The following is a 19,117-nucleotide window of genomic DNA, read 5'->3' on the forward strand; positions in this document are numbered from 1 at the left end:
AAACGACCCCGGTTCAGATCAATGCAGCGATGGCTTGGGCGCGGGCGCGGCAGGTGCGGCCAACTCCGTGTACAGCAGCAGCGGCGCGACGCGCAGGTATTCCATGACTTCCATGTAGTCGTTTTCGCCGTCCTCGGACTCTTCCAGCGCTTCCTGGACCTGCGAGATGGCCACCAGGTCCTGGAGCACTTCCTTCGCGTCGGTGGACAAGTCCTTGCCGCCAGCGTTCAAGCCGAAACCGGCAATGAAGCCCTGGCACCATTGGCCCAGCGCGGCGGCGCGGTCGGCCAGCGCGGCATCGTCGGACGGCAGCAGCAGGACGATGGCGACGTCCTCGCCGGTCAGTTCGGCCTTGACCATCTCTTGCAGGCCGACCAGGGCGTTGCGCACGGTGTCGCCGGGCTCGGTCTCGAGCAGCTGGGCCGCATCGGCCAGCCAGGCGTCGGCATCGAAGCCGGCGCCGGCGCAGCTGCGGCCGATCAGCAGGCCATGCAGCTCGGCGGGAGTGACAGGGTGGCCATTGCTCGAGAGCAACATGGCGAAGGCGATGTAGGGCGATTGGGTATTGGGCATGGGCAGCTAGGCGCCAGACGGCGCAATGACTAGAATGGAGACCTTGTATCCTAGCACCGGCAGGCGCGCCAAGACCATCGGCACTGGCCGTCTCGCCCCTGGGGCAGGCATGATCGCCAGGTGAGTCAAGGAATCGAGTGCAACCCATGCAAGAGAACGACCTGCAAGCGCTGATGAGCCGGTTCGAGCTGCTGATCGAGCGCGTCGAGCAACTAAAACGGCAAAATGCACTCCTACTAGCTCAGGAACGATCCTGGCGCGAGGAGCGCGCCCACCTCATCGAAAAGAACGAGATCGCCAAACGCAAGATCGAGTCGATGATCTTGCGCCTCAAGGCCCTGGAGCAAGACTCATGAGTTCAAGCAATAGCGTCACCGTGCAGATCCTCGACAAGGAATACTCGATCATCTGCCCGCCCGAGGAGCGCAACAACCTGGTCGGTGCCGCGCGTTATCTGGACGGCAAGATGCGCGAGATCCGCAGCAGCGGCAAGGTGATCGGCGCCGACCGCATCGCCGTGATGGCCGCGCTGAACATCACCCACGAACTGCTGCACCGCCAGGAACGCCCGGAAACCGCCAGCGGCGGCACCACTCGCGAGCAGGTGCGCGACCTGCTGGAACGGGTCGATCAGGCACTGGCCGACGATCCGGTTAGCAAAAACGATTGAGATTGGTATACTGGCGCCACTCCCTGGGGGATGCGCCAGTCGGTTATGTCCCTGAGCCGATACGCACAACCACGGGGGTTGCACGCTGGGGCCGGTGTGCATGTCCGCCCGACGGAAAGCCTTAACGCCCCCTGCAATCTCCACCTTGAACTTTCGGGTTCAAGGGCTACACCGATAGCGGTCTTGTCGGGGAGCCTGAATTCTATTGCCCGCCTTCCTGGCGGGCATTTCGTTTTGGCCGCCAGCCTCATTGGGGATCGCCCGTGCCATGACCGACATCGCGCCGCTCACCCGCCCCCAACTGCGCCGCCTGCTACGCAACGCCCGCCGCGCACTGACACCCGCCCAGCAACGCCAGGCCGCACTCGGCCTGTACCGCCAGTTGGCGCAGGACCCGCTGTTCCGCCGCGCCCGACATATCGCCCTGTATCTACCCAACGACGGCGAAATCGACCCACGCCTGCTGCTGCGCGAAGCCCACAAACGCGGCAAGCACGTGTACCTGCCCGTGCTGCACGCCTGGCCGCGTACCCGCATGGTGTTCCAGCGCTTCGAGCCGGGCGAGAAACTGCGCCCCAACCGCTTCCGCATCGCTGAGCCGGTGATCGAGCGCAAGCGTCAACGACCGGTCTGGGCGCTGGATCTTGTCCTGCTGCCGCTGGTCGGGTTCGATGAAGTGGGCGGTCGCCTGGGCATGGGGGGCGGGTTCTACGACCGCAGCCTGGCCTATCAGGCGCGGCGCAAGGCCTGGAAGAAGCCAGTGCTGCTGGGGCTGGCGCATGAATGCCAGAAAGTGGAGCGGCTGGCTCAGGCGAGCTGGGATGTACCCTTGCGCGGGACGGTCTCGGACCGTGGCAGGTACCTGGCGCCGAAGTGAACAGGCGCGAAAAGGGGGATCAGCGGTGCTGCTGTTGGGCGGGGTCGACCGGGGCCTGTTGATAGGCGGCGTCCAGCTTTCGCTCCCACAAACCCTGAGCGTAACCGGTGGTGACCACACCCAGACCGAAGATGAAGGCCAGGATCCAGAGCAGGTCCGGTTTACGTTGTTTCATCGATTGCCCCCCTAGGCAATAGTCCATGCTCGGCGGCTTTCTTGATGGCTGCCGGAGCGTCTAGCTTTAAAATCGGCGCATTTTCCGACAACGTGAGTCGACACGCAAACGTTGACGCCAACCGACTGTCGGTTTCATGCAACGATTTATTTCAAACCCTTTCAGGAGCAGCATCCATGGCCTATTGGCTGATGAAATCCGAGCCCGACGAGCTGTCGATCGAAGCCTTGGCACGCCTGGGCGAGGCTCGTTGGGACGGTGTGCGCAACTACCAGGCGCGCAATTTTCTGCGGGCCATGAGCGTAGGCGACGAGTTCCTGTTCTACCACTCCAGTTGCCCGCAACCAGGCGTCGCCGGCGTCGCCCGGATCACCGCCGCCGCCTATCCGGACCCCACGGCGCTGGACCCTGAAAGCCACTACTTCGACGCCAAGGCCAGCACCGAGAAAAACCCGTGGAGCGCGGTGGACGTGGCCCATGTGCAGACATTCCGCCAGGTGCTCGGCCTGGGCCTGCTCAAGCAGCAGGCCGCGCTGGAGGCATTGCCCCTGGTGCAGAAGGGTACCCGCCTGTCGGTGATGCCAGTGACACCCGAACAATGGGCGGCGATCCTCGCGCTGAGCTGAATACCCGTCTATCGTCAGGGGTTTGACCAATATCAACGCGCCAGGAAGTGCGCCGCGCCAGGATTGAGGCGTGCAAGCCGCAGGATGCAGACCGATGAACCGAATCGCCCCCAGACTCTTCGCTGGCGCCCTGATCACCCTGCTGCTGGCGGCGGGTGGGCTGGGTTACTGGAAATCCCTCCACGACCGCCTGCCCGAAGGCCTGAGCATGGGCAACGGCCGCCTCGAATCCACCGAAGTGCAGATCGCCAGCAAGGTTCCCGGCCGCCTGGCCGAGGTGCTGGTGGACGAAGGCGACAAGGTCAGCCGTGGCCAACTGCTGGCGCGCATCGACACCCGCACGATGGAAGCCCAGCGTACCCAGGCCGAGGCCGAAGTGCTGCGCGCCAACGAAAACTACGCCGCCGCCCAGGCCAGCGTGCAACTGCGTCAAAGCGAGCTGCTATTGGCCAGCCAGGAGCTCAAGCGGGTGCGCGAGATCTTCCAGCGTAAATTCGCCAGCCAACAGTTGCTCGACCAGCAACAAGCCCGCTACGACACCGCCAACGCCGCCGTGGTCGCCGCCCGGGCGCAACTGGCGGCGATCAAGGCCGCCATCGGCGCCGCCGAGGCCCAGGTGGCGCAGCTCACCAGCGAGATCGACGACAGCAGCCTGCGCGCGCCCATCGACGGCATCATCCAACTGCGCCTGGCCGAGCCCGGCGAAGTGCTCGGCGCCGGTGGCCGGGTGTTGATGCTGATCGACCCCAGCGACCAGTACATGAATCTCTACCTGCCCGCCGCTACCACCGGGCGGCTGACGGTTGGCGATCAGGCACGGATCGTCCTCGACGCCCTGCCTGAGAAGGCCTTGCCGGCCAAGGTGGCGTTCGTCGCGGCGAAGGCGCAGTTCACCCCGAAACAGGTGGAGACCCGCGACGAACGGCAGAAGCTGGTGTTCCGGGTGAAGCTGCGCCTGAATGAACCCAGCGCCGTGCCCCAGGCCAAGCCCGGCATGCCCGGCGCCGGCTACGTGCGCACCGCCGACGTGGGTTGGCCGGCCAACCTGCAATGAACGCCGCCCCAGCCCTGCTGGCCGAGGGCATCAGCCACCGCTACGGCGACCTGCAGGCCCTACGGGACGTGGCCTTCAGCCTGCCGGCCGGCACCCGCTGCGGCCTGATCGGCCCGGATGGCGCCGGCAAGTCGACACTGCTCGGGCTGATCGCCGGGGTCAAGCGCCTGCAACAGGGTGAGCTGCAGGTGCTTGGCGGCCCGATTCGCCAGCGCCGCCACCGCACCACGCTGTACCCCAGGGTCGCGTTCATGCCCCAGGGCCTGGGCAACAACCTGTACCCGGAGCTGTCGATCCGCGAGAACATCCAGTTCTTCGCCACCCTGTTTGGCCTGGGCCGCACCGAATGCCGCCAGCGCATGGCCAGCCTGCTGCGCGCCACCGACCTGGAACGCTTCGCCGAGCGCCCGGCGGGCAAGTTGTCCGGTGGCATGAAACAGAAGCTCGGTTTGTGTTGCGCGTTGATCCACGAACCGGACCTGCTGATCCTCGACGAGCCGACCACGGGCGTCGACCCGTTGTCGCGGCGGCGCTTCTGGGAACTGGTGGAGCAGGTCCGTGCCCAGCGCCCTCAACTGACCCTGCTGGTGGCCACCGCCTACATGGAAGAGGCCGAGCAGTTCGAGCACTGCCTGATGCTCGACGGCGGGCGCCTGCTGGCGGCCGGCCCCAGCCAGGAACTGGCTGCCGTCACCGCGAGTGGCAAGCTTGACGATGCCTTCACTCGCTTCCAGGGTGCCGGCCGCGAACAGCCCGCCCCCCTGCACATTCCACCCCGCGAGACCGACGACGGCCCGATCGCCATCGAAGCCCACGACCTGACCTTGCGCTTCGGCGACTTCACCGCCGTGAACAAGGTCAGCTTCGCCATCGGCCGTGGCGAGATCTTCGGCTTCCTCGGTTCCAACGGCTGCGGCAAGACCACCACCATGAAAGTACTCACCGGCCTGATGCCGGCCAGTGAGGGCAGCGCCAGCCTGCTCGGGCGCCCGGTGGACGCCGGCGACCTGGCCACGCGCAAGCGGGTGGGGTTCATGTCCCAGAGCTTTTCCCTGTATGGCGAGCTGAGTACCCGACAGAACCTCGAGTTGCACGCGCGCCTGTTCGACCTGCCCAAGGCCGAAAGCACCCCACGCATCAACGAGCTGATCGAACGTTTCGACCTCGGCGCCATCGCCGACCAACCTTCCGGTGCCCTGCCCCTGGGCTTGCGCCAGCGCCTGTCGCTGGCTGTGGCGGTACTGCACCGCCCGGAAGTGCTGATCCTCGACGAACCAACCTCCGGCGTCGATCCGGCCGCCCGCGACGGCTTCTGGCGCTTGCTGGTGGAGCTGTCCCGCGAGCAGGGCGTGACCATCTTCCTCTCCACCCACTTCATGAACGAAGCCCTGCGCTGTGACCGCATTTCGCTGATGCACGCCGGTCGGGTGCTGGCCTGCGACACCCCGCAGGCGCTGCAACGGCAGTTCGGCGGCGACACCCTGGAAGACGCCTTCGTGCGCTGCCTCGAACAGGCCCAGGACACGCCAACCCAGGCCCAGGCCGATACAACGCTGGAACAGGCCGGCACGCCGCCACCGCCGCTGCGCCAAGCGTTCAGCCTGCGCCGCCTGCTGGCGGTGGCCAGCCGCGAGGGCAAGGAACTGCTGCGTGACAAGGTGCGCCTGGCCTTTGCCCTGCTCGGTGCACTGTTCATGATGGTGATCTTTGGCTATGGCATTTCGCTGGACGTGGAAAACCTGGCCTTCGCCGTCTACGACCAGGACCAGAGCCCGCAAAGCCGCGCCTACCTCGAGGCCTTTCGCGGGTCACGCTACTTCGCCGAACAAGCGCCGATCCGCGACGCCCGCCAGCTGCACCAGCGCCTGCAACGCTCGGAAATCAAGCTGGCCCTGGAGATCCCGCCAGGCTTCGGCCGCGACCTGCACGCCGGGCGTCAGCCGGTGGTGGCGGCCTGGCTAGACGGCGGCATGCCGTTCCGCGCCGAGACCAGCCGCAACTATGTCGAGGCCGTGCACCAGGCCAACCTCGAACAGCTCGCCGCCCTCGGCCCGCACCCGGTGTCGCGCCAACAGCCCGTGCGCCTGGAGACGCGCTTTCGCTACAACCAGGACGTGGTCAGCGTGAACGCCATCGGCCCCGGGGTGATGGCGCTGATCCTGGCGTTCATCCCGGCCATGCTCACCGCGCTGGGGATCGTGCGGGAAAAGGAACTGGGCTCGATCACCAACTTCTACGCCACCCCGCTCACCCGCCTGGAGTTCCTGCTCGGCAAGCAGGCGCCCTACCTGGCGGTGAGCCTGGTCAACCTGGCGCTGCTGGTGGCGATGAACCGCTGGCTGTTCGGCGTGCCGCTCAAGGGCAGCCCACTGGCCCTGGCCTGCGGCGGCCTGGCCTACCTGCTGGCGACCACCAGCCTGGGGCTGTTGATCTCGGCCTTCACCCGCACGCAGATCGCGGCGATCCTCGGCACCATGATCATCACCAGCCTGCCGACCATCCAGTTCTCCGGGCTGATCGTGCCGCGCTCGTCGCTGGACGGCTCGGCGGCGCTCATGGGCCAGCTGTTCCCGGCCGGCTACTTCCTCGACATTGCCGTCGGCACCTTCACCAAGGCCCTGGGCCTGCGCGAGCTGTGGCCACAGTGCCTGGTCCTGCTGGGCTTCTTCGCCGCCTTCACCGGGCTTAGCCTGGCCATGCTGAAAAAGCAGGAGGCCTGAGATGAGCCGACTCGCGCATACCTTGCGCCTGGGCCTGAAGGAACTGACCAGCCTGCGCCATGACAGCGTGTTGCTGCTGTTCCTGCTATACGCCTTCAGCGTGGCGATCTACATGCCTGCCGCCGGCTCGGTGATCGGCGTGCACAACGCCAGCGTGGCGGTGGTCGACGAAGACCGCAGCGCGCTGTCGCGCAAGCTCGCCGAGTCGCTGCAGCCACCCGAGTTCCAGCCTGCCGTGGCCCTGCCAGCCGACCGCCTGGACCAGGCCATGGACAGCGGCCAGTACACCTTCATCATCAACGTACCGGTGAACTTCCAGAGTGACCTGCTGGCCGGGCGCTCGCCGGAGCTGCAGGTCAACGTCGATGCCACGGCCATGAGCCAGGCGTTCATGGGCGCCGGCTACATCGGCCGGATCTTCGAACGCGAACTGCTCGAATACGCCGACCGCAGCGCCACCAGCCCCGCGCTGATCAACCCCAAGGCGCTGTTCAACCCCAACCTGGAGGGTGGCTGGTTCCTGGCGGTGATCCAGATCGTCAACAACATCACCATCCTCGCCATCGTGCTCACCGGCACCGCGCTGCTACGCGAGCGCGAGCATGGCACCCTTGATCACTTGCTGGTGCTGCCGCTGACGGCGCTGGAAATCATGTTGGCGAAGATTGGCAGCAACGCCCTGGTGGTGGTGCTGTGCACCTGGGTTTCGCTGGAGGTGGTGGTCAAGGGCGCGCTGGGCGTGCCGCTGGCGGGTTCGCTGGGGCTGTTCCTGGGGGTGACCGCGTTGTACCTGTTCGCCAGCACGGCATTGGGGATCTTCCTCGCCACCTTGGCGCGTTCGACGCCGCAGTTCGGCCTGCTGGCGATCCCGGTGATCATACCGATGCTGCTGCTCTCGGGCGGCAGCACACCGCTGGACAGCATGCCGCAATGGCTGCAGTGGGTCATGCAGGGCTCGCCCTCGACCCACTTCGTCAGCCTGGGCGCGGCGATCCTGTTCCGCGACGCCGGGCTGAGCGTGGTGTGGCCAGACGTGCTGGCCCTGGCCGTGATCGGCCTGGTGTTCTTCAGCGTGGCACTGCTGCGCTTTCGCCGCAGCCTCGCCGCCTGATCACTGCACGATCAGGTTGTTGAACAGCAGGTCCTCGACGATCGGCTTGCCCTCTTCGGACTCCATCACCTGCTGCACCTGCTTCAGGGCTTCCTGACGCAGTTTTTCCTTGGCTTCGACGTTGCTCATGTTGTCCACGCCCTGCTGGGTGAACAGCGCCACCAACTGATTGCGGATCAGCGGCTCGTGGTGCTTGACCGCTGCGGCGGCGGTATCGCCGGTGACGCGCAGGGCCACGTCGGCCTTGTACACCCGCAGTTTCGGGCCACCATCGAGCGCGTAGTTGCCGACAAAGGGCGGGCTCAGGGTGATGTAGGACACCTTCGGCTCCCCTTCCTTGGCTTCCTCGGCCATTGCCGCCGCTGGCAGCATCAGGGCCAGCACCATCAAGATCCACGCTTTCACGAATTCGCTCCTCAATACAGTTGGCGCCAGCTTACCCAGCGCGCCCGCCAAACCCAAGCCCGGGCTTATGCCGGCTCATCAGGGCGGGCCATGCTCGTTGACCGCAGTCACGGCCCTCCTACACTTATCGGCCACCACACGCAAAGGAATAGCCCTGATGAAAGCCTTGTTGTGCAAAGCCCTGGGCCCAGCGCGGGACCTGGTCCTGGAAGAGGTTGCCAGCCCCACGCCGAAGAAGAACGAGATTCTCCTCGACGTGCATGCCGCGGGGGTCAACTTCCCCGACACCCTGATCATCGAGGGCAAGTACCAGTTCCAGCCGCCGCTGCCGTTCTCGCCCGGTGGCGAGGCGGCCGGCGTGGTGACGGCGGTCGGTGAAAAGGCCGGTGCATTCAAGGTGGGCGACCGGGTCATGGCCCTGACCGGCTGGGGCGCCTTCGCCGAGCAGGTGGCGGTACCGTTCTACAACGTGCTGCCGATTCCGGCCGGCATGGACTTCACCACCGCCGCCGCCTTCGGCATGACCTACGGCACGTCGATGCACGCGCTGACCCAGCGCGGCCAGCTCAAGGCCGGCGAGACCTTGCTGGTGCTCGGCGCCTCGGGTGGCGTGGGGCTGGCGGCGGTGGAAATCGGCAAGGCCCTCGGCGCACGGGTGATCGCCGCGGCCAGCAGCGCCGAGAAGCTCGCGGTGGCCAAGGCTGCCGGGGCCGATGAACTGATCGACTACAGCCAGGCCAGCCTGAAGGATGAGATCAAGCGCCTGACCGGCGGCCAGGGCGTGGATGTGGTCTACGACCCGGTCGGTGGCGAGCTGTTCGACCAGGCCGTGCGCGGGCTGGCGTGGAACGGGCGGCTGCTGGTGGTGGGTTTTGCCAGCGGCACGATCCCGCAGTTGCCGGTGAACCTGGCGCTGCTCAAGGGCGCGGCGGTGCTCGGGGTGTTCTGGGGCGCGTTCGCCCAGCGTCAGCCGGAGGACAATGCGAAGAACTTCCGCCAGCTGTTCGCCTGGCATGCCGAGGGCAAGTTGAAGCCGTTGGTGTCGCAAACCTATCCGTTGGCCGAGGGGGGCGCGGCGATCGAGCGGCTCGTGCAGCGCCAGGCGGTGGGCAAGCTAGTCGTGGTGGCCAGGTAGAGGGGTTCGCCGGCAAGCCGGCTCCTACAGCGAGTCGTGCTTGCCGGTAATCCTTCTCAGAGCTCACGCAGGTTGTGGCAACGCCTGAACCGCGCCTCCAGGTTGCGATCCGGCATCTGGTGGCTGCGCAGGGCGTTGAGGGTCTGCTCCACATATTCCCGTGTCGTGCCGTAGCGGCCCTTGGCACTGGCCAGGATCTGGCTCAGCAAGGTGTCCGGCAGATTCCCGGCGTAACAGGGCAAGTGCCGCTCCAGCACGAAGCCCAGCGCCTGCACCTTGCTGCCATCACTCAAGCGGCAGCTCAGCCAATGCGGCCGATAGGCCGGATAGGGCATCTCGCGTTGCCACAGGGCCATCAGCGAGTCTTCCAGGTTGCTGTCGTCCAGCCGGTAGGCGAAACCGCTGCAAGAGCCGCCACGATCCAGGCCGAACACCAACCCAGGGCATTCCGGAGTGCCGCGATGCTCGTGGGACCAGAGGTAGAGCCCACGGTGATAACCATGCACCCGCGCCCGCTGGCGTTCCACCGAATGGCATTCAGGGCGCCAGATCAATGAGCCATAGGCGAACAACCACACCGGGCCGCCCATGTGCTGTGACAGGGTCACACTCATCGACTGTTGTAATTGCTCGCGGGTCAACTGTTGCCCGAAGTCGAGCGAGGGGGGATATGCGACCTGCCAGGATGAACTTTCAAGTGCCGACATAAACTGCCGCCATAATTCCTGTGAACTGCCAGAGTGCCGGTTCTACTGTGATACTTACAGTGCCTGTACGGACGTATTCGCGGCTGAAGCCGCTCCTACAGGAATTGCGCAAGCCTCTGTAGGAGCGGCTTTAGCCGCGAAGGCCCTGACGCCTAACGTAAGGCAGAACGCAGGTTCGGCTCAAGCCCGAATTCAAAGTTTCATTCAGTCGCCCGCCGAACGGAAACTAATATTTCGAGTATAGCGACAGTTATTAACCGTATCGGCAATAATTCCCGCCATATAATCGACCGAAAAAAGTTGGTTATTAAAAACAGCACACCCTTGCAGTGTGCCGTTTCTCGATCAACCGCGCGGTGCGTAGGCGAACACGTCGGCGCGCATGCGGTGGGCGTCCATGCCGGCCTCGACCAACGCGTCGAGAGTGGCATAGACCATGTTCGGCGAGCCGCTGGCATAGACATGGACCTGGTTCAGGTCGCCGATGTCTTCGCACACGGCTTCGTGCAGCAGGCCACAACGCCCCTCCCAACCGCACAGGTCGCTGACAACCTTGTGCAGGAACAGGTTGGGCAGGCGCTGCCACTCGTCCCAGTGCTCGATCTCGTAGAAGTCCTCGGGCCGGCGCACGCCCCAGTACAAGTGCACGGGGTGCTTGAAGCCCTTGGCGCGACAATGCTCGACCAGGCTGTGCATCTGGCCCATGCCGGTGCCTGCGGCAATCAGCACCAGCGGGCCATCCGGCAGCTCGGCCAGGTGGGCGTCGCCGAACGGCAGCTCGATACGCGCGATGCCATTGCGCTGCAATTGCGCGACCAGTTGCACGGCGCTGCTCTCACGCGCCAGCACATGCAGCTCCAGGTCACGGCCACCATGGGGTGCCGAGGCCAGGGAGAATGCGGCCTTGTCGGCGCCCTCGCGCTCGATCATCAGGTACTGCCCGGCGTGATAACGCGGTGGCTTGCCGGCCGGAGCACGCAGGCGCACGCGCCAGACGTCGCCACCCACCTCGACGCACTCGCTCACGGTGCAGGCCAGCTTGCGCACCGGTAGTTCGCCCAGGGCCAGCACACCATCCCAGAGCACCACGCAATCCTCCAGAGGCTCGGCGATGCAAGTGAACAGCTCGCCGTGATCACGGACCACGCCCTCCTGGCGCACACGCCCTTCCACCAGCAACGCGGCACAGACATGGCAGTTGCCATTACGGCAACTGCTCGGGCAGTCGTAACCCAGCCGCCGCGCCGCGTCCAGAATCCTTTCCCCGGGTTCCACCGCCAGTACCGCCCCGGAAGGCTGCAAGGTCACCTGCATCAATCTATTCCCAACTGATCCCACAGCTCATCGATACGGCGGGTGACGGCCTCGTCCTTGACGATGACCCGGCCCCATTCGCGTGTAGTTTCGCCCGGCCACTTGTGGGTGGCGTCCAGGCCCATCTTCGACCCCAGCCCCGACACCGGCGACGCGAAGTCGAGGTAATCGATGGGCGTGTTGTCGATCAACACCGTATCACGCTTGGGGTCCATGCGCGTGGTGATGGCCCAGATCACATCGTTCCAGTCGCGGGCGTTGATATCGTCGTCGGTGACAATAACGAACTTGGTGTACATGAACTGTCGCAGGAACGACCACACACCCAGCATCACGCGCTTGGCGTGGCCTGGATACTGCTTTTTCATGGTCACCACCGCCATGCGGTACGAACAGCCTTCCGGGGGCAGGTAGAAGTCGACGATCTCGGGGAACTGTTTCTGCAGGATAGGCACGAACACTTCGTTCAGCGCCACGCCGAGGATCGCCGGCTCATCCGGCGGACGGCCGGTGTAGGTGCTGTGGTAGATCGGCTTCTGCCGGTGGGTGATGCGCTCGACGGTGAACACCGGGAAGCTGTCCACCTCGTTGTAGTAGCCGGTGTGATCGCCGTACGGGCCTTCCGGAGCCATTTCACCCGGGTGGATCACGCCTTCGAGGATGATCTCAGCGGTGGCCGGCACCTGCAGGTCGTTGCCACGGCATTTGACCAGTTCGGTGCGGTTGCCACGCAGGAGACCGGCGAAGGCGTATTCGGAGAGCGTGTCCGGCACTGGAGTCACCGCACCCAGGATAGTCGCTGGGTCCGCACCCAAGGCCACGGCCACCGGGAAGGGTTGGCCAGGATGCTTCTGGCACCACTCGCGATAGTCCAGGGCACCACCGCGGTGGCTCAGCCAGCGCATGATGACCTTGTTGCGGCCGATCACCTGCTGGCGGTAGATGCCCAGGTTCTGGCGGTCCTTGTTCGGGCCACGGGTCACGGTCAGGCCCCAGGTGATCAGCGGTGCCACGTCGCCCGGCCAGCAATGCTGGATCGGCAGTTGCGACAGGTCGACATCGTTGCCCTCGACCACGATCTCCTGGCACACCGCGTCCTTGACCACTTTCGGCGCCATCGACACGACTTTCTTGAAGATCGGCAGTTTCGACCAGGCGTCCTTCAGGCCTTTCGGCGGCTCGGGCTCCTTGAGGAACGCCAGCAGCTTGCCGATTTCACGCAGCTCCTCGGTCGATTCGGCGCCCATGCCCATGGCCACACGCTCGGGGGTGCCGAACAGGTTGCCCAGCACCGGGATGTCGAAGCCGGTGGGCTTTTCGAACAGCAACGCCGGGCCCTTGGCGCGCAGGGTGCGGTCGCAGACTTCGGTCATTTCCAGGACGGGGGAGATGGGAACCTGGATGCGCTTGAGTTCACCGCGCTGTTCCAGGCCACGGATGAAGTCGCGCAAATCGCGATACTGCATGCATGAGCCTCGTGTTGGCCGTATCGGTCGGGGTGCAGAGTGTAGCGCCGTTCACGCCTTGTTTGGGGGCAAAATGAAACGGGGCCGCTTCGCGCCCCATCGCGGCTGAAGGCCGCTCCTACAGGGGTCGGCGTAAGCAGAACCCGTGTAGGAGCGGCCTTCAGCCGCGATGGGCTGCAAAGCAGCCCCAGTTACAGCCTGGTCTATAAGCTTACTTGCGCTTCATCGACAGGAAGAACTCGTCGTTGGTCTTGGTCTGCTTGAGCTTGTCGACCAGGAACTCGATGGCGGCGATCTCGTCCATCGGGTGCAGCAGCTTGCGCAGGATCCACATGCGCTGCAGTTCGTCGTCGGCGGTCAGCAGCTCTTCGCGGCGGGTACCGGACTTGTTGATGTTGATGGCCGGGAACACACGCTTTTCAGCGATGCGACGGTCCAGGGGCAGCTCCATGTTGCCGGTACCCTTGAACTCTTCGTAGATCACTTCGTCCATCTTCGAGCCGGTCTCGACCAGCGCGGTGGCGATGATGGTCAGCGAACCGCCTTCCTCGATGTTACGCGCGGCGCCGAAGAAACGCTTTGGCTTCTCCAGGGCGTGGGCGTCGACACCACCGGTCAGTACCTTGCCGGAGCTCGGGATCACGGTGTTGTAGGCACGGGCCAGACGGGTGATCGAATCGAGCAGGATGACCACGTCCTTCTTGTGCTCGACCAGGCGCTTGGCCTTTTCGATGACCATTTCGGCGACCTGCACGTGGCGGGTCGGCGGCTCGTCGAAGGTGGAGGCGACCACTTCGCCGCGCACGGTGCGCTGCATCTCGGTCACTTCTTCCGGGCGCTCGTCGATCAGCAGGACGATCAGGTGGCACTCGGGGTTGTTGCGGGTGATGTTCGCCGCGATGTTCTGCAGCATGATCGTCTTACCGGCTTTCGGCGGAGCGACGATCAGGCCACGCTGGCCTTTGCCGATCGGGGCGCACAGGTCGATGACGCGACCGGTGAGGTCTTCGGTGGAACCGTTGCCGGCTTCCATCTTCAGGCGCTTGTTGGGGAACAGCGGCGTCAGGTTTTCGAACAGGATCTTGTTCTTCGCGTTTTCCGGGCGGTCGAAGTTGATGGTGTCGACTTTGAGCAGGGCGAAGTAACGCTCACCTTCCTTCGGTGGACGGATCTTGCCGACGATGGTGTCGCCGGTGCGCAGGTTGAAGCGGCGGATCTGGCTGGGCGACACGTAGATGTCGTCAGGGCCGGCCAGGTAGGAGGCATCCGCCGAACGCAGGAAACCGAAACCATCCTGGAGAATCTCCAGCACGCCGTCACCCGAGATCTCTTCGCCGCTTTTCGCATGCTTTTTCAGCAGGGCGAAAATCACGTCCTGTTTGCGCGAACGGGCCATGTTTTCGATGCCCATCTGTTCGGCCATTTCCAAAAGATCGGTAATCGGCTTTTGCTTGAGTTCTGTCAGGTTCATAAGGGGAGTGACGTAATCATGTAAGAAGGGAGAGAGTAAGCATTTGGCTTAATGAGGCCGCGCCGCTAGATGGCGACAAGATCGCGTACTGATTCGAATTAGGGATGCTTCGGCGACGGCGTGCAGAGGGCACTGAAAGGGTCAGTGCGAGGCCGAATGTAACACTTGATTTTTTCGACGTCTAGTGGTTTTAGCCACACATATCGACAGGTTTTTACCAGGAGGGGCGATAACGTGGGGCGAGCCCGCTTGCACCGATATTTCCCACGGCAGGCAAAGAAAAGCCCCGCATTTGCGGGGCTTTTTCACATCACAGGTTGGCGTCGATGAACGCCTGCAGCTGCGATTTCGACAGGGCGCCGACCTTGGTGGCCTCGACGTTGCCGTTCTTGAACAGCATCAGGGTCGGGATGCCGCGCACGCCGTGCTTGGCCGGGGTTTCCTGGTTTTCGTCGATGTTCAGCTTGGCGACGACCAGTTTGCCTGCGTAGTCTTCGGCGATGGCGTCCAGTACCGGAGCGATCATCTTGCATGGGCCGCACCATTCAGCCCAGTAGTCGACCAGCACCGCGCCTTCGGCCTTGAGTACGTCGGCTTCGAAGCTGGCGTCGGTGACGTGTTTGATTTTGTCGCTCATGGAAATCTCCAAGGTCGTAAGCAATAAAAAACGTTGCCCATCATAGCGGCACCCTGGCGCGACAGGAAGCCACGGACGATTGAGTGTAACTATAGTTGTGCAAGACCCCACGAATCGAAACGGTCATGTCGCTGCCATAACATTGCCATGACCTTGCCATGCATCAAGCCTTGCAGCGCCGCGCGTTGGCGGATGGCCACGATCGTGGCACGATTGCCGGGTTAACGACCGAGAACCTCCAGACCATGCCGCAAACCACCGCGAAGAACCTGTCTCTGATCGCCGCCATCGACCTGGGCTCCAACAGCTTCCACATGGTCGTGGCCAAGGCCCATCACACGGAAATCCGCATTCTAGAGAGGCTTGGAGAAAAGGTTCAGCTCGCCGCCGGTATCGACGAGGAGCGCAGGCTCAGCGAGGAGGCCATGCAGCGGGGCCTGGAATGCCTCAAGCGCTTCGCCCAACTGATCAACGGCATGCCTGCCGGCTCGGTGCGCATCGTCGGCACCAACGCCCTGCGCGAAGCGCGCAACCGTAACGAATTCATCCAGCGCGCCGAAGCTATCCTCGGCCACCCGGTCGAGGTCATCTCCGGCCGTGAAGAGGCACGCCTGATCTACCTCGGCGTCTCCCACACCCTGGCCGACAACCCCGGCAAGCGCCTGGTTGCCGACATCGGCGGCGGCAGCACCGAGTTCATCATCGGCCAGCGCTTCGAGCCGCTGCTGCGCGAAAGCCTGCAGATGGGCTGCGTGAGCTTCACCCAGCGCTACTTCCGCGACGGCAAGGTCACTCCCGCACGCTACGCCCAGGCCTACACCGCCGCGCGCCTGGAGCTGATGAGCATCGAGAACGCCCTGCACCGCCTGACCTGGGACGAAGCCATCGGCTCCTCGGGCACCATTCGCGCCATTGGCGCGGCAATCAAGGCCGGTGGCCTGGGCAATGGCGAGGTCAACGCCGAGGGCCTGGCCTGGGTCAAGCGCAAGCTGTTCAAGCTGGGTGAAACCGACAAGATCGACTTCGACGGGGTCAAGCCGGATCGCCGGGCGATCTTCCCGGCCGGCCTGGCGATCCTGGAAGCGATCTTCGATGCCCTGGAACTGGCCCGCATGGACCATTGCGACGGCGCCCTGCGCGAAGGCGTGCTGTTCGACCTGCTGGGCCGCCATCACCACGAAGACGTGCGCGAACGCACCCTGAACTCGTTGATGGAGCGTTACCACGTCGACCAGGGCCAGGCCGCACGCGTGGAGCGCAAGGCGCTGCATGCGTTCGACCAAGTGGCCAGGGCGTGGGACCTGGAGAATGGAAACTGGCGCGATCTGCTGGGCTGGGCGGCGAAAATCCACGAAATAGGGCTGGATATCGCCCATTACCACTACCACAAGCACGGTGCCTACCTGATCGAGCACTCCGACCTGTCAGGCTTCTCCCGCGAGGACCAGCAGATGATGGCGCTGCTGGTGCGCGGCCACCGCCGCAACATCCCCAAGGACAAGTTCGCCGAGCTGGGTGACGAAGGCATCAAGCTGCTGCGCCTGTGCGTGCTGCTGCGCTTCGCCATCCTGTTCCACCACATCCGGGGTACCCAGCAGATGCCCAAGGTGGTGTTGCAGGCTGGCGAAGACAGCCTCGACGTGGCTTTCCCCGATGGCTGGCTGGAGCAGAACCAGCTGACCCAGGCCGACTTCGCCAACGAGGCGGAGTGGCTGGCGCGGGTCAATTTCGTGCTTAGCGTCAGGTAATGTGAGGCGCCTGGCACCGGCTGCGCCGGTGTTCGCCGGCAAGGCCGGCTCCTACACAGGTTGCAATCCCTGTAGGAGCGGCTTCAGCCGCGAATCAGGCGACGCGGTGCCTGGCACCGGCCATGCCGGTGATCGCGGCTGAAGCCGCTCCTACAGGGCTGCGCAACGGTACCCGCCATCGGCACTAGCGAACGTTGAGCACCGGGTTGCTCAGGCGCTCCAGCAAGGTCGCCTGGGCACTGCGCGGGTTCTGGTTGCCGGTCGGCGTGCTGCGCACGTAGCGCCCGTCCGGCTGCAGGGTCCAGGCCTGGGTGTTGTCGGTGAGGTAACCCTCCAGCTCCTTCTTCACCCGCAGCAGCAACTTCTTGCCCTCCACCGGGAAGCAAGTCTCGACGCGCTTGTCGAGATTGCGCTCCATCCAGTCGGCGCTGGACAGGTAGATCTGCTCCTCGCCACCGTTGAGGAAGTAGAACACCCGGGTGTGCTCGAGGAAGCGGCCGATGATCGAGCGCACATGGATGTTGTGCGACACCCCGGCGATGCCTGGGCGCAGGCAGCACATGCCCCGCACCACCAGGTCGATACGCACGCCCGACTGGCTGGCCTTGTACAGCGCCTTGATGATCTTGGCGTCGGTCAGCGAGTTGAACTTGGCGATGATGTGCGCCGGCTTGCCGTCCAGGGCGAACTGGGTCTCCCGGGCGATCATGTCGAGCATGCCCTTCTTCAGGGTGAAGGGCGCGTGCAGCAGCTTCTTCATGCGCAGGGTCTTGCCCATGCCGATCAGCTGGCTGAACAGGCGACCGACATCCTCGGTGAGGGCATCGTCGGAGGTCAGCAGGCTGTAGTCGGTGTACAGGCGGGCGTTGCCGGCGTGGTAGTTGCCGGTGCCCAGGTGCGCGTAACGCACGATCTCGCCCTGCTCGCGGCGCAGGATCAGCATCATCTTGGCGTGGGTCTTGAAGCCCACCACGCCGTAGATCACCACCGCGCCGGCGGCCTGCAGGCGGCTGGCCATCTGCAGGTTGGATTCTTCGTCGAAGCGCGCGCGCAACTCGATCACCGCAGTGACCTCCTTGCCGTTACGCGCCGCATCCACCAGGGCGTCGACGATCTCCGAGTTGGCGCCCGAGCGGTACAGCGTCTGGCGCACCGCGAGTACGTGCGGGTCCTTGGCGGCCTGGCGCAGCAGGTCGATCACCGGGGTGAACGACTCGAACGGGTGCATCAGCAGCACGTCCTGCTTGCCGATCACGCTGAAGATGTTGTCGGCGTTTTGCAGCAGCTTGGGGATCGCCGGGGTGAACGGCGTGTACTGCAGCTCCGGGTGGCTGTCGAGCCCGGTGATGCTGAACAGGCGTGTCAGGTTGACCGGGCCGTTGACCTGGTACAGCTCGCTCTCGCTCAGGCTGAACTGCTTGAGCAGGTAGTCGGAGAGGTGTTTCGGGCAGGTGTCGGCCACCTCGAGGCGCACGGCATCACCGTAGCGGCGCGAGAACAGCTCGCCGCGCAGGGCGCGGGCCAGGTCGTCGACTTCTTCCGAGTCCAGCGCCAGGTCGGCGTTACGGGTCAGGCGGAACTGGTAGCAGCCCTTGACCTTCATGCCCTGGAACAGGTCATCGGCGTGGGCGTGGATCATCGACGACAGGAACACATAGTTGTCGCCAGCGCCGCCGACTTCTTCCGGCACACGGATCACCCGTGGCAGCAGGCGCGGCGCCGGGATGATCGCCAGGCCCGAGTCGCGGCCGAAGGCGTCAACACCCTCGAGCTCGACGATGAAGTTGAGGCTCTTGTTCACCAGCAGCGGGAACGGGTGGGTCGGGTCGAGGCCGATCGGGGTGATGATCGGCGCGATCTCATCGCGGAAGTAGCGGCGCACCCAGGTCTTGAGCTTGGGCGTCCAGTAGCGGCGACGGATGAAGCGAATCTGGTGTTTCTCCAGCTCTGGCAGCAACACATCGTTGAGGATCGCGTACTGGCGATCCACCTCGATGTGCACCAGCTCGCTGATGCGCGCCAGTGCCTGGTGCGGCTGCAGGCCGTCGGCGCCGGCCTGTTCGCGGGCGAAGTTGATCTGTTTCTTCAGGCCCGCCACGCGGATCTCGAAGAACTCGTCCAGGTTGCTGGAGAAGATCAGCAGGAACTTCAGGCGCTCGAGCAGCGGGTACGACTCGTCCAGCGCCTGTTCCAGCACGCGGATGTTGAACTGCAACTGCGAGAGCTCGCGATGAATGTACAGGCTGCTGTCGTCCAGGCTCGGCACGGCGATCGCCGGCGCCGGCGCCGGGGTGGGCGCGGCGGCCTCTACCACCGGTTCCGGGGCAACGGGCAGGTCGGGCGGGGTCTGTACCAGCTCTTCGGGCACGGCCTGGGCGTCCTTGATCTCGACAGGGGTTAGCACTTCGTTATTCATCTGACGTTCCTG

The 19,117-nt window shown here is 64.6% G+C and carries 18 protein-coding genes and 1 other RNA gene; 10 read left to right on the forward strand and 9 right to left on the reverse strand.

Features of this window, described 5'->3' with window-relative positions; genetic code table 11:
- Nucleotides 1-18: 18 nt before the first annotated feature.
- Nucleotides 19-573 carry a YecA/YgfB family protein gene (locus NGM28_RS08555; RefSeq protein WP_240065462.1) on the reverse strand — a complete coding sequence of 185 codons (555 nt, stop codon included), beginning with the start codon at nt 571-573 and terminating at the stop codon, nt 19-21.
- A gap of 146 nt (nt 574-719) precedes the next feature.
- Here NGM28_RS08555 and NGM28_RS08560 point away from each other — a divergent pair, with 146 nt between their 5' ends.
- The 4 genes from NGM28_RS08560 (at nt 720) to NGM28_RS08575 (ending at nt 2,120) form a co-directional block, all read left to right on the forward strand.
- Nucleotides 720-929: a TIGR02449 family protein gene (locus NGM28_RS08560; protein ID WP_011536295.1), complete on the forward strand. Its 210-nt coding sequence runs from the start codon at nt 720-722 to the stop codon at nt 927-929.
- Complete coding sequence (locus tag NGM28_RS08565; RefSeq protein ID WP_240065461.1) at nt 926-1,243, forward strand: cell division protein ZapA; 318 nt, start codon at nt 926-928, stop codon at nt 1,241-1,243. The genes NGM28_RS08560 and NGM28_RS08565 overlap by 4 nt, the downstream gene beginning before the upstream one ends.
- 17 nt (nt 1,244-1,260) lie before the next feature.
- Nucleotides 1,261-1,440, forward strand: a non-coding RNA gene (gene ssrS, locus NGM28_RS08570) — 6S RNA.
- 71 nt (nt 1,441-1,511) lie between these two features.
- Entirely contained in the window at nt 1,512-2,120 is a 609-nt protein-coding gene (locus NGM28_RS08575; RefSeq protein ID WP_252089767.1) for a 5-formyltetrahydrofolate cyclo-ligase, read from the forward strand.
- A gap of 19 nt (nt 2,121-2,139) precedes the next feature.
- Here NGM28_RS08575 and NGM28_RS08580 read toward each other — a convergent pair whose 3' ends face one another.
- The gene (locus NGM28_RS08580; protein ID WP_011536298.1) at nt 2,140-2,295 is read right to left on the reverse strand and encodes a hypothetical protein; all 156 of its coding nucleotides are present in this window, start codon (nt 2,293-2,295) and stop codon (nt 2,140-2,142) included.
- Nucleotides 2,296-2,471: 176 nt separating this feature from the next.
- Here NGM28_RS08580 and NGM28_RS08585 point away from each other — a divergent pair, with 176 nt between their 5' ends.
- The 4 genes from NGM28_RS08585 to NGM28_RS08600 all read left to right on the forward strand — a co-directional run bounded on the left by NGM28_RS08585 (nt 2,472) and on the right by NGM28_RS08600 (nt 7,806).
- Nucleotides 2,472-2,921, forward strand: coding sequence for an EVE domain-containing protein (locus NGM28_RS08585; protein WP_240065459.1), 450 nt, complete (start codon nt 2,472-2,474; stop codon nt 2,919-2,921).
- A 94-nt stretch (nt 2,922-3,015) separates the two neighbouring features.
- Nucleotides 3,016-3,975 carry an HlyD family secretion protein gene (locus tag NGM28_RS08590; RefSeq protein WP_252089769.1) on the forward strand — a complete coding sequence of 320 codons (960 nt, stop codon included), beginning with the start codon at nt 3,016-3,018 and terminating at the stop codon, nt 3,973-3,975.
- Nucleotides 3,972-6,695 (forward strand): ribosome-associated ATPase/putative transporter RbbA, encoded by a 2,724-nt coding sequence (gene rbbA / locus NGM28_RS08595; protein WP_252089771.1) that lies wholly within the window; start codon nt 3,972-3,974, stop codon nt 6,693-6,695. The genes NGM28_RS08590 and rbbA overlap by 4 nt, the downstream gene beginning before the upstream one ends.
- 1 nt (nt 6,696) lies before the next feature.
- Nucleotides 6,697-7,806 carry an ABC transporter permease gene (locus NGM28_RS08600; RefSeq protein ID WP_240065456.1) on the forward strand — a complete coding sequence of 370 codons (1,110 nt, stop codon included), beginning with the start codon at nt 6,697-6,699 and terminating at the stop codon, nt 7,804-7,806.
- On the opposite strand, the gene NGM28_RS08605 is transcribed toward NGM28_RS08600, so the two are convergent.
- Nucleotides 7,807-8,211, reverse strand: a complete 405-nt coding sequence (locus tag NGM28_RS08605) for a flagellar basal body-associated protein FliL (RefSeq protein WP_213658824.1) — start codon at nt 8,209-8,211, stop codon at nt 7,807-7,809.
- Between the two features lie 157 nt (nt 8,212-8,368).
- On the opposite strand from NGM28_RS08605, the gene NGM28_RS08610 reads away from it, so the two are divergent.
- Nucleotides 8,369-9,346 carry an NADPH:quinone oxidoreductase family protein gene (locus tag NGM28_RS08610; RefSeq protein WP_240065455.1) on the forward strand — a complete coding sequence of 326 codons (978 nt, stop codon included), beginning with the start codon at nt 8,369-8,371 and terminating at the stop codon, nt 9,344-9,346.
- A 56-nt stretch (nt 9,347-9,402) separates the two neighbouring features.
- Here NGM28_RS08610 and NGM28_RS08615 read toward each other — a convergent pair whose 3' ends face one another.
- From NGM28_RS08615 to trxA, 5 genes are all read right to left on the reverse strand, one after another.
- Nucleotides 9,403-10,053 (reverse strand): gamma-glutamylcyclotransferase, encoded by a 651-nt coding sequence (locus NGM28_RS08615; protein WP_240065454.1) that lies wholly within the window; start codon nt 10,051-10,053, stop codon nt 9,403-9,405.
- A gap of 345 nt (nt 10,054-10,398) precedes the next feature.
- Complete coding sequence (locus NGM28_RS08620; RefSeq protein ID WP_240065453.1) at nt 10,399-11,367, reverse strand: CDP-6-deoxy-delta-3,4-glucoseen reductase; 969 nt, start codon at nt 11,365-11,367, stop codon at nt 10,399-10,401.
- Complete coding sequence (ubiD, locus tag NGM28_RS08625) at nt 11,367-12,833, reverse strand: 4-hydroxy-3-polyprenylbenzoate decarboxylase (RefSeq protein ID WP_252089773.1); 1,467 nt, start codon at nt 12,831-12,833, stop codon at nt 11,367-11,369. Before ubiD ends, NGM28_RS08620 begins: the two co-directional genes overlap by 1 nt.
- Nucleotides 12,834-13,044: 211 nt before the next feature.
- Nucleotides 13,045-14,304, reverse strand: coding sequence for a transcription termination factor Rho (gene rho, locus NGM28_RS08630; protein ID WP_011536308.1), 1,260 nt, complete (start codon nt 14,302-14,304; stop codon nt 13,045-13,047).
- A 310-nt stretch (nt 14,305-14,614) separates the two neighbouring features.
- Nucleotides 14,615-14,941 (reverse strand): thioredoxin TrxA, encoded by a 327-nt coding sequence (gene trxA, locus NGM28_RS08635; protein ID WP_011536309.1) that lies wholly within the window; start codon nt 14,939-14,941, stop codon nt 14,615-14,617.
- A 245-nt stretch (nt 14,942-15,186) separates the two neighbouring features.
- Here trxA and ppx point away from each other — a divergent pair, with 245 nt between their 5' ends.
- On the forward strand, nt 15,187-16,689 hold the full coding sequence (gene ppx, locus NGM28_RS08640; RefSeq protein ID WP_252089923.1) for an exopolyphosphatase: 1,503 nt from the start codon (nt 15,187-15,189) through the stop codon (nt 16,687-16,689).
- A gap of 184 nt (nt 16,690-16,873) precedes the next feature.
- On the opposite strand, the gene ppk1 is transcribed toward ppx, so the two are convergent.
- Nucleotides 16,874-19,105, reverse strand: coding sequence for a polyphosphate kinase 1 (gene ppk1 / locus NGM28_RS08645; protein ID WP_240065451.1), 2,232 nt, complete (start codon nt 19,103-19,105; stop codon nt 16,874-16,876).
- Nucleotides 19,106-19,117 lie beyond the last annotated feature (12 nt).

The organism is Pseudomonas sp. MWU13-3659, from assembly GCF_023757525.1.
Classification (GTDB): Bacteria; Pseudomonadota; Gammaproteobacteria; order Pseudomonadales; family Pseudomonadaceae; genus Aquipseudomonas; species Aquipseudomonas entomophila_E.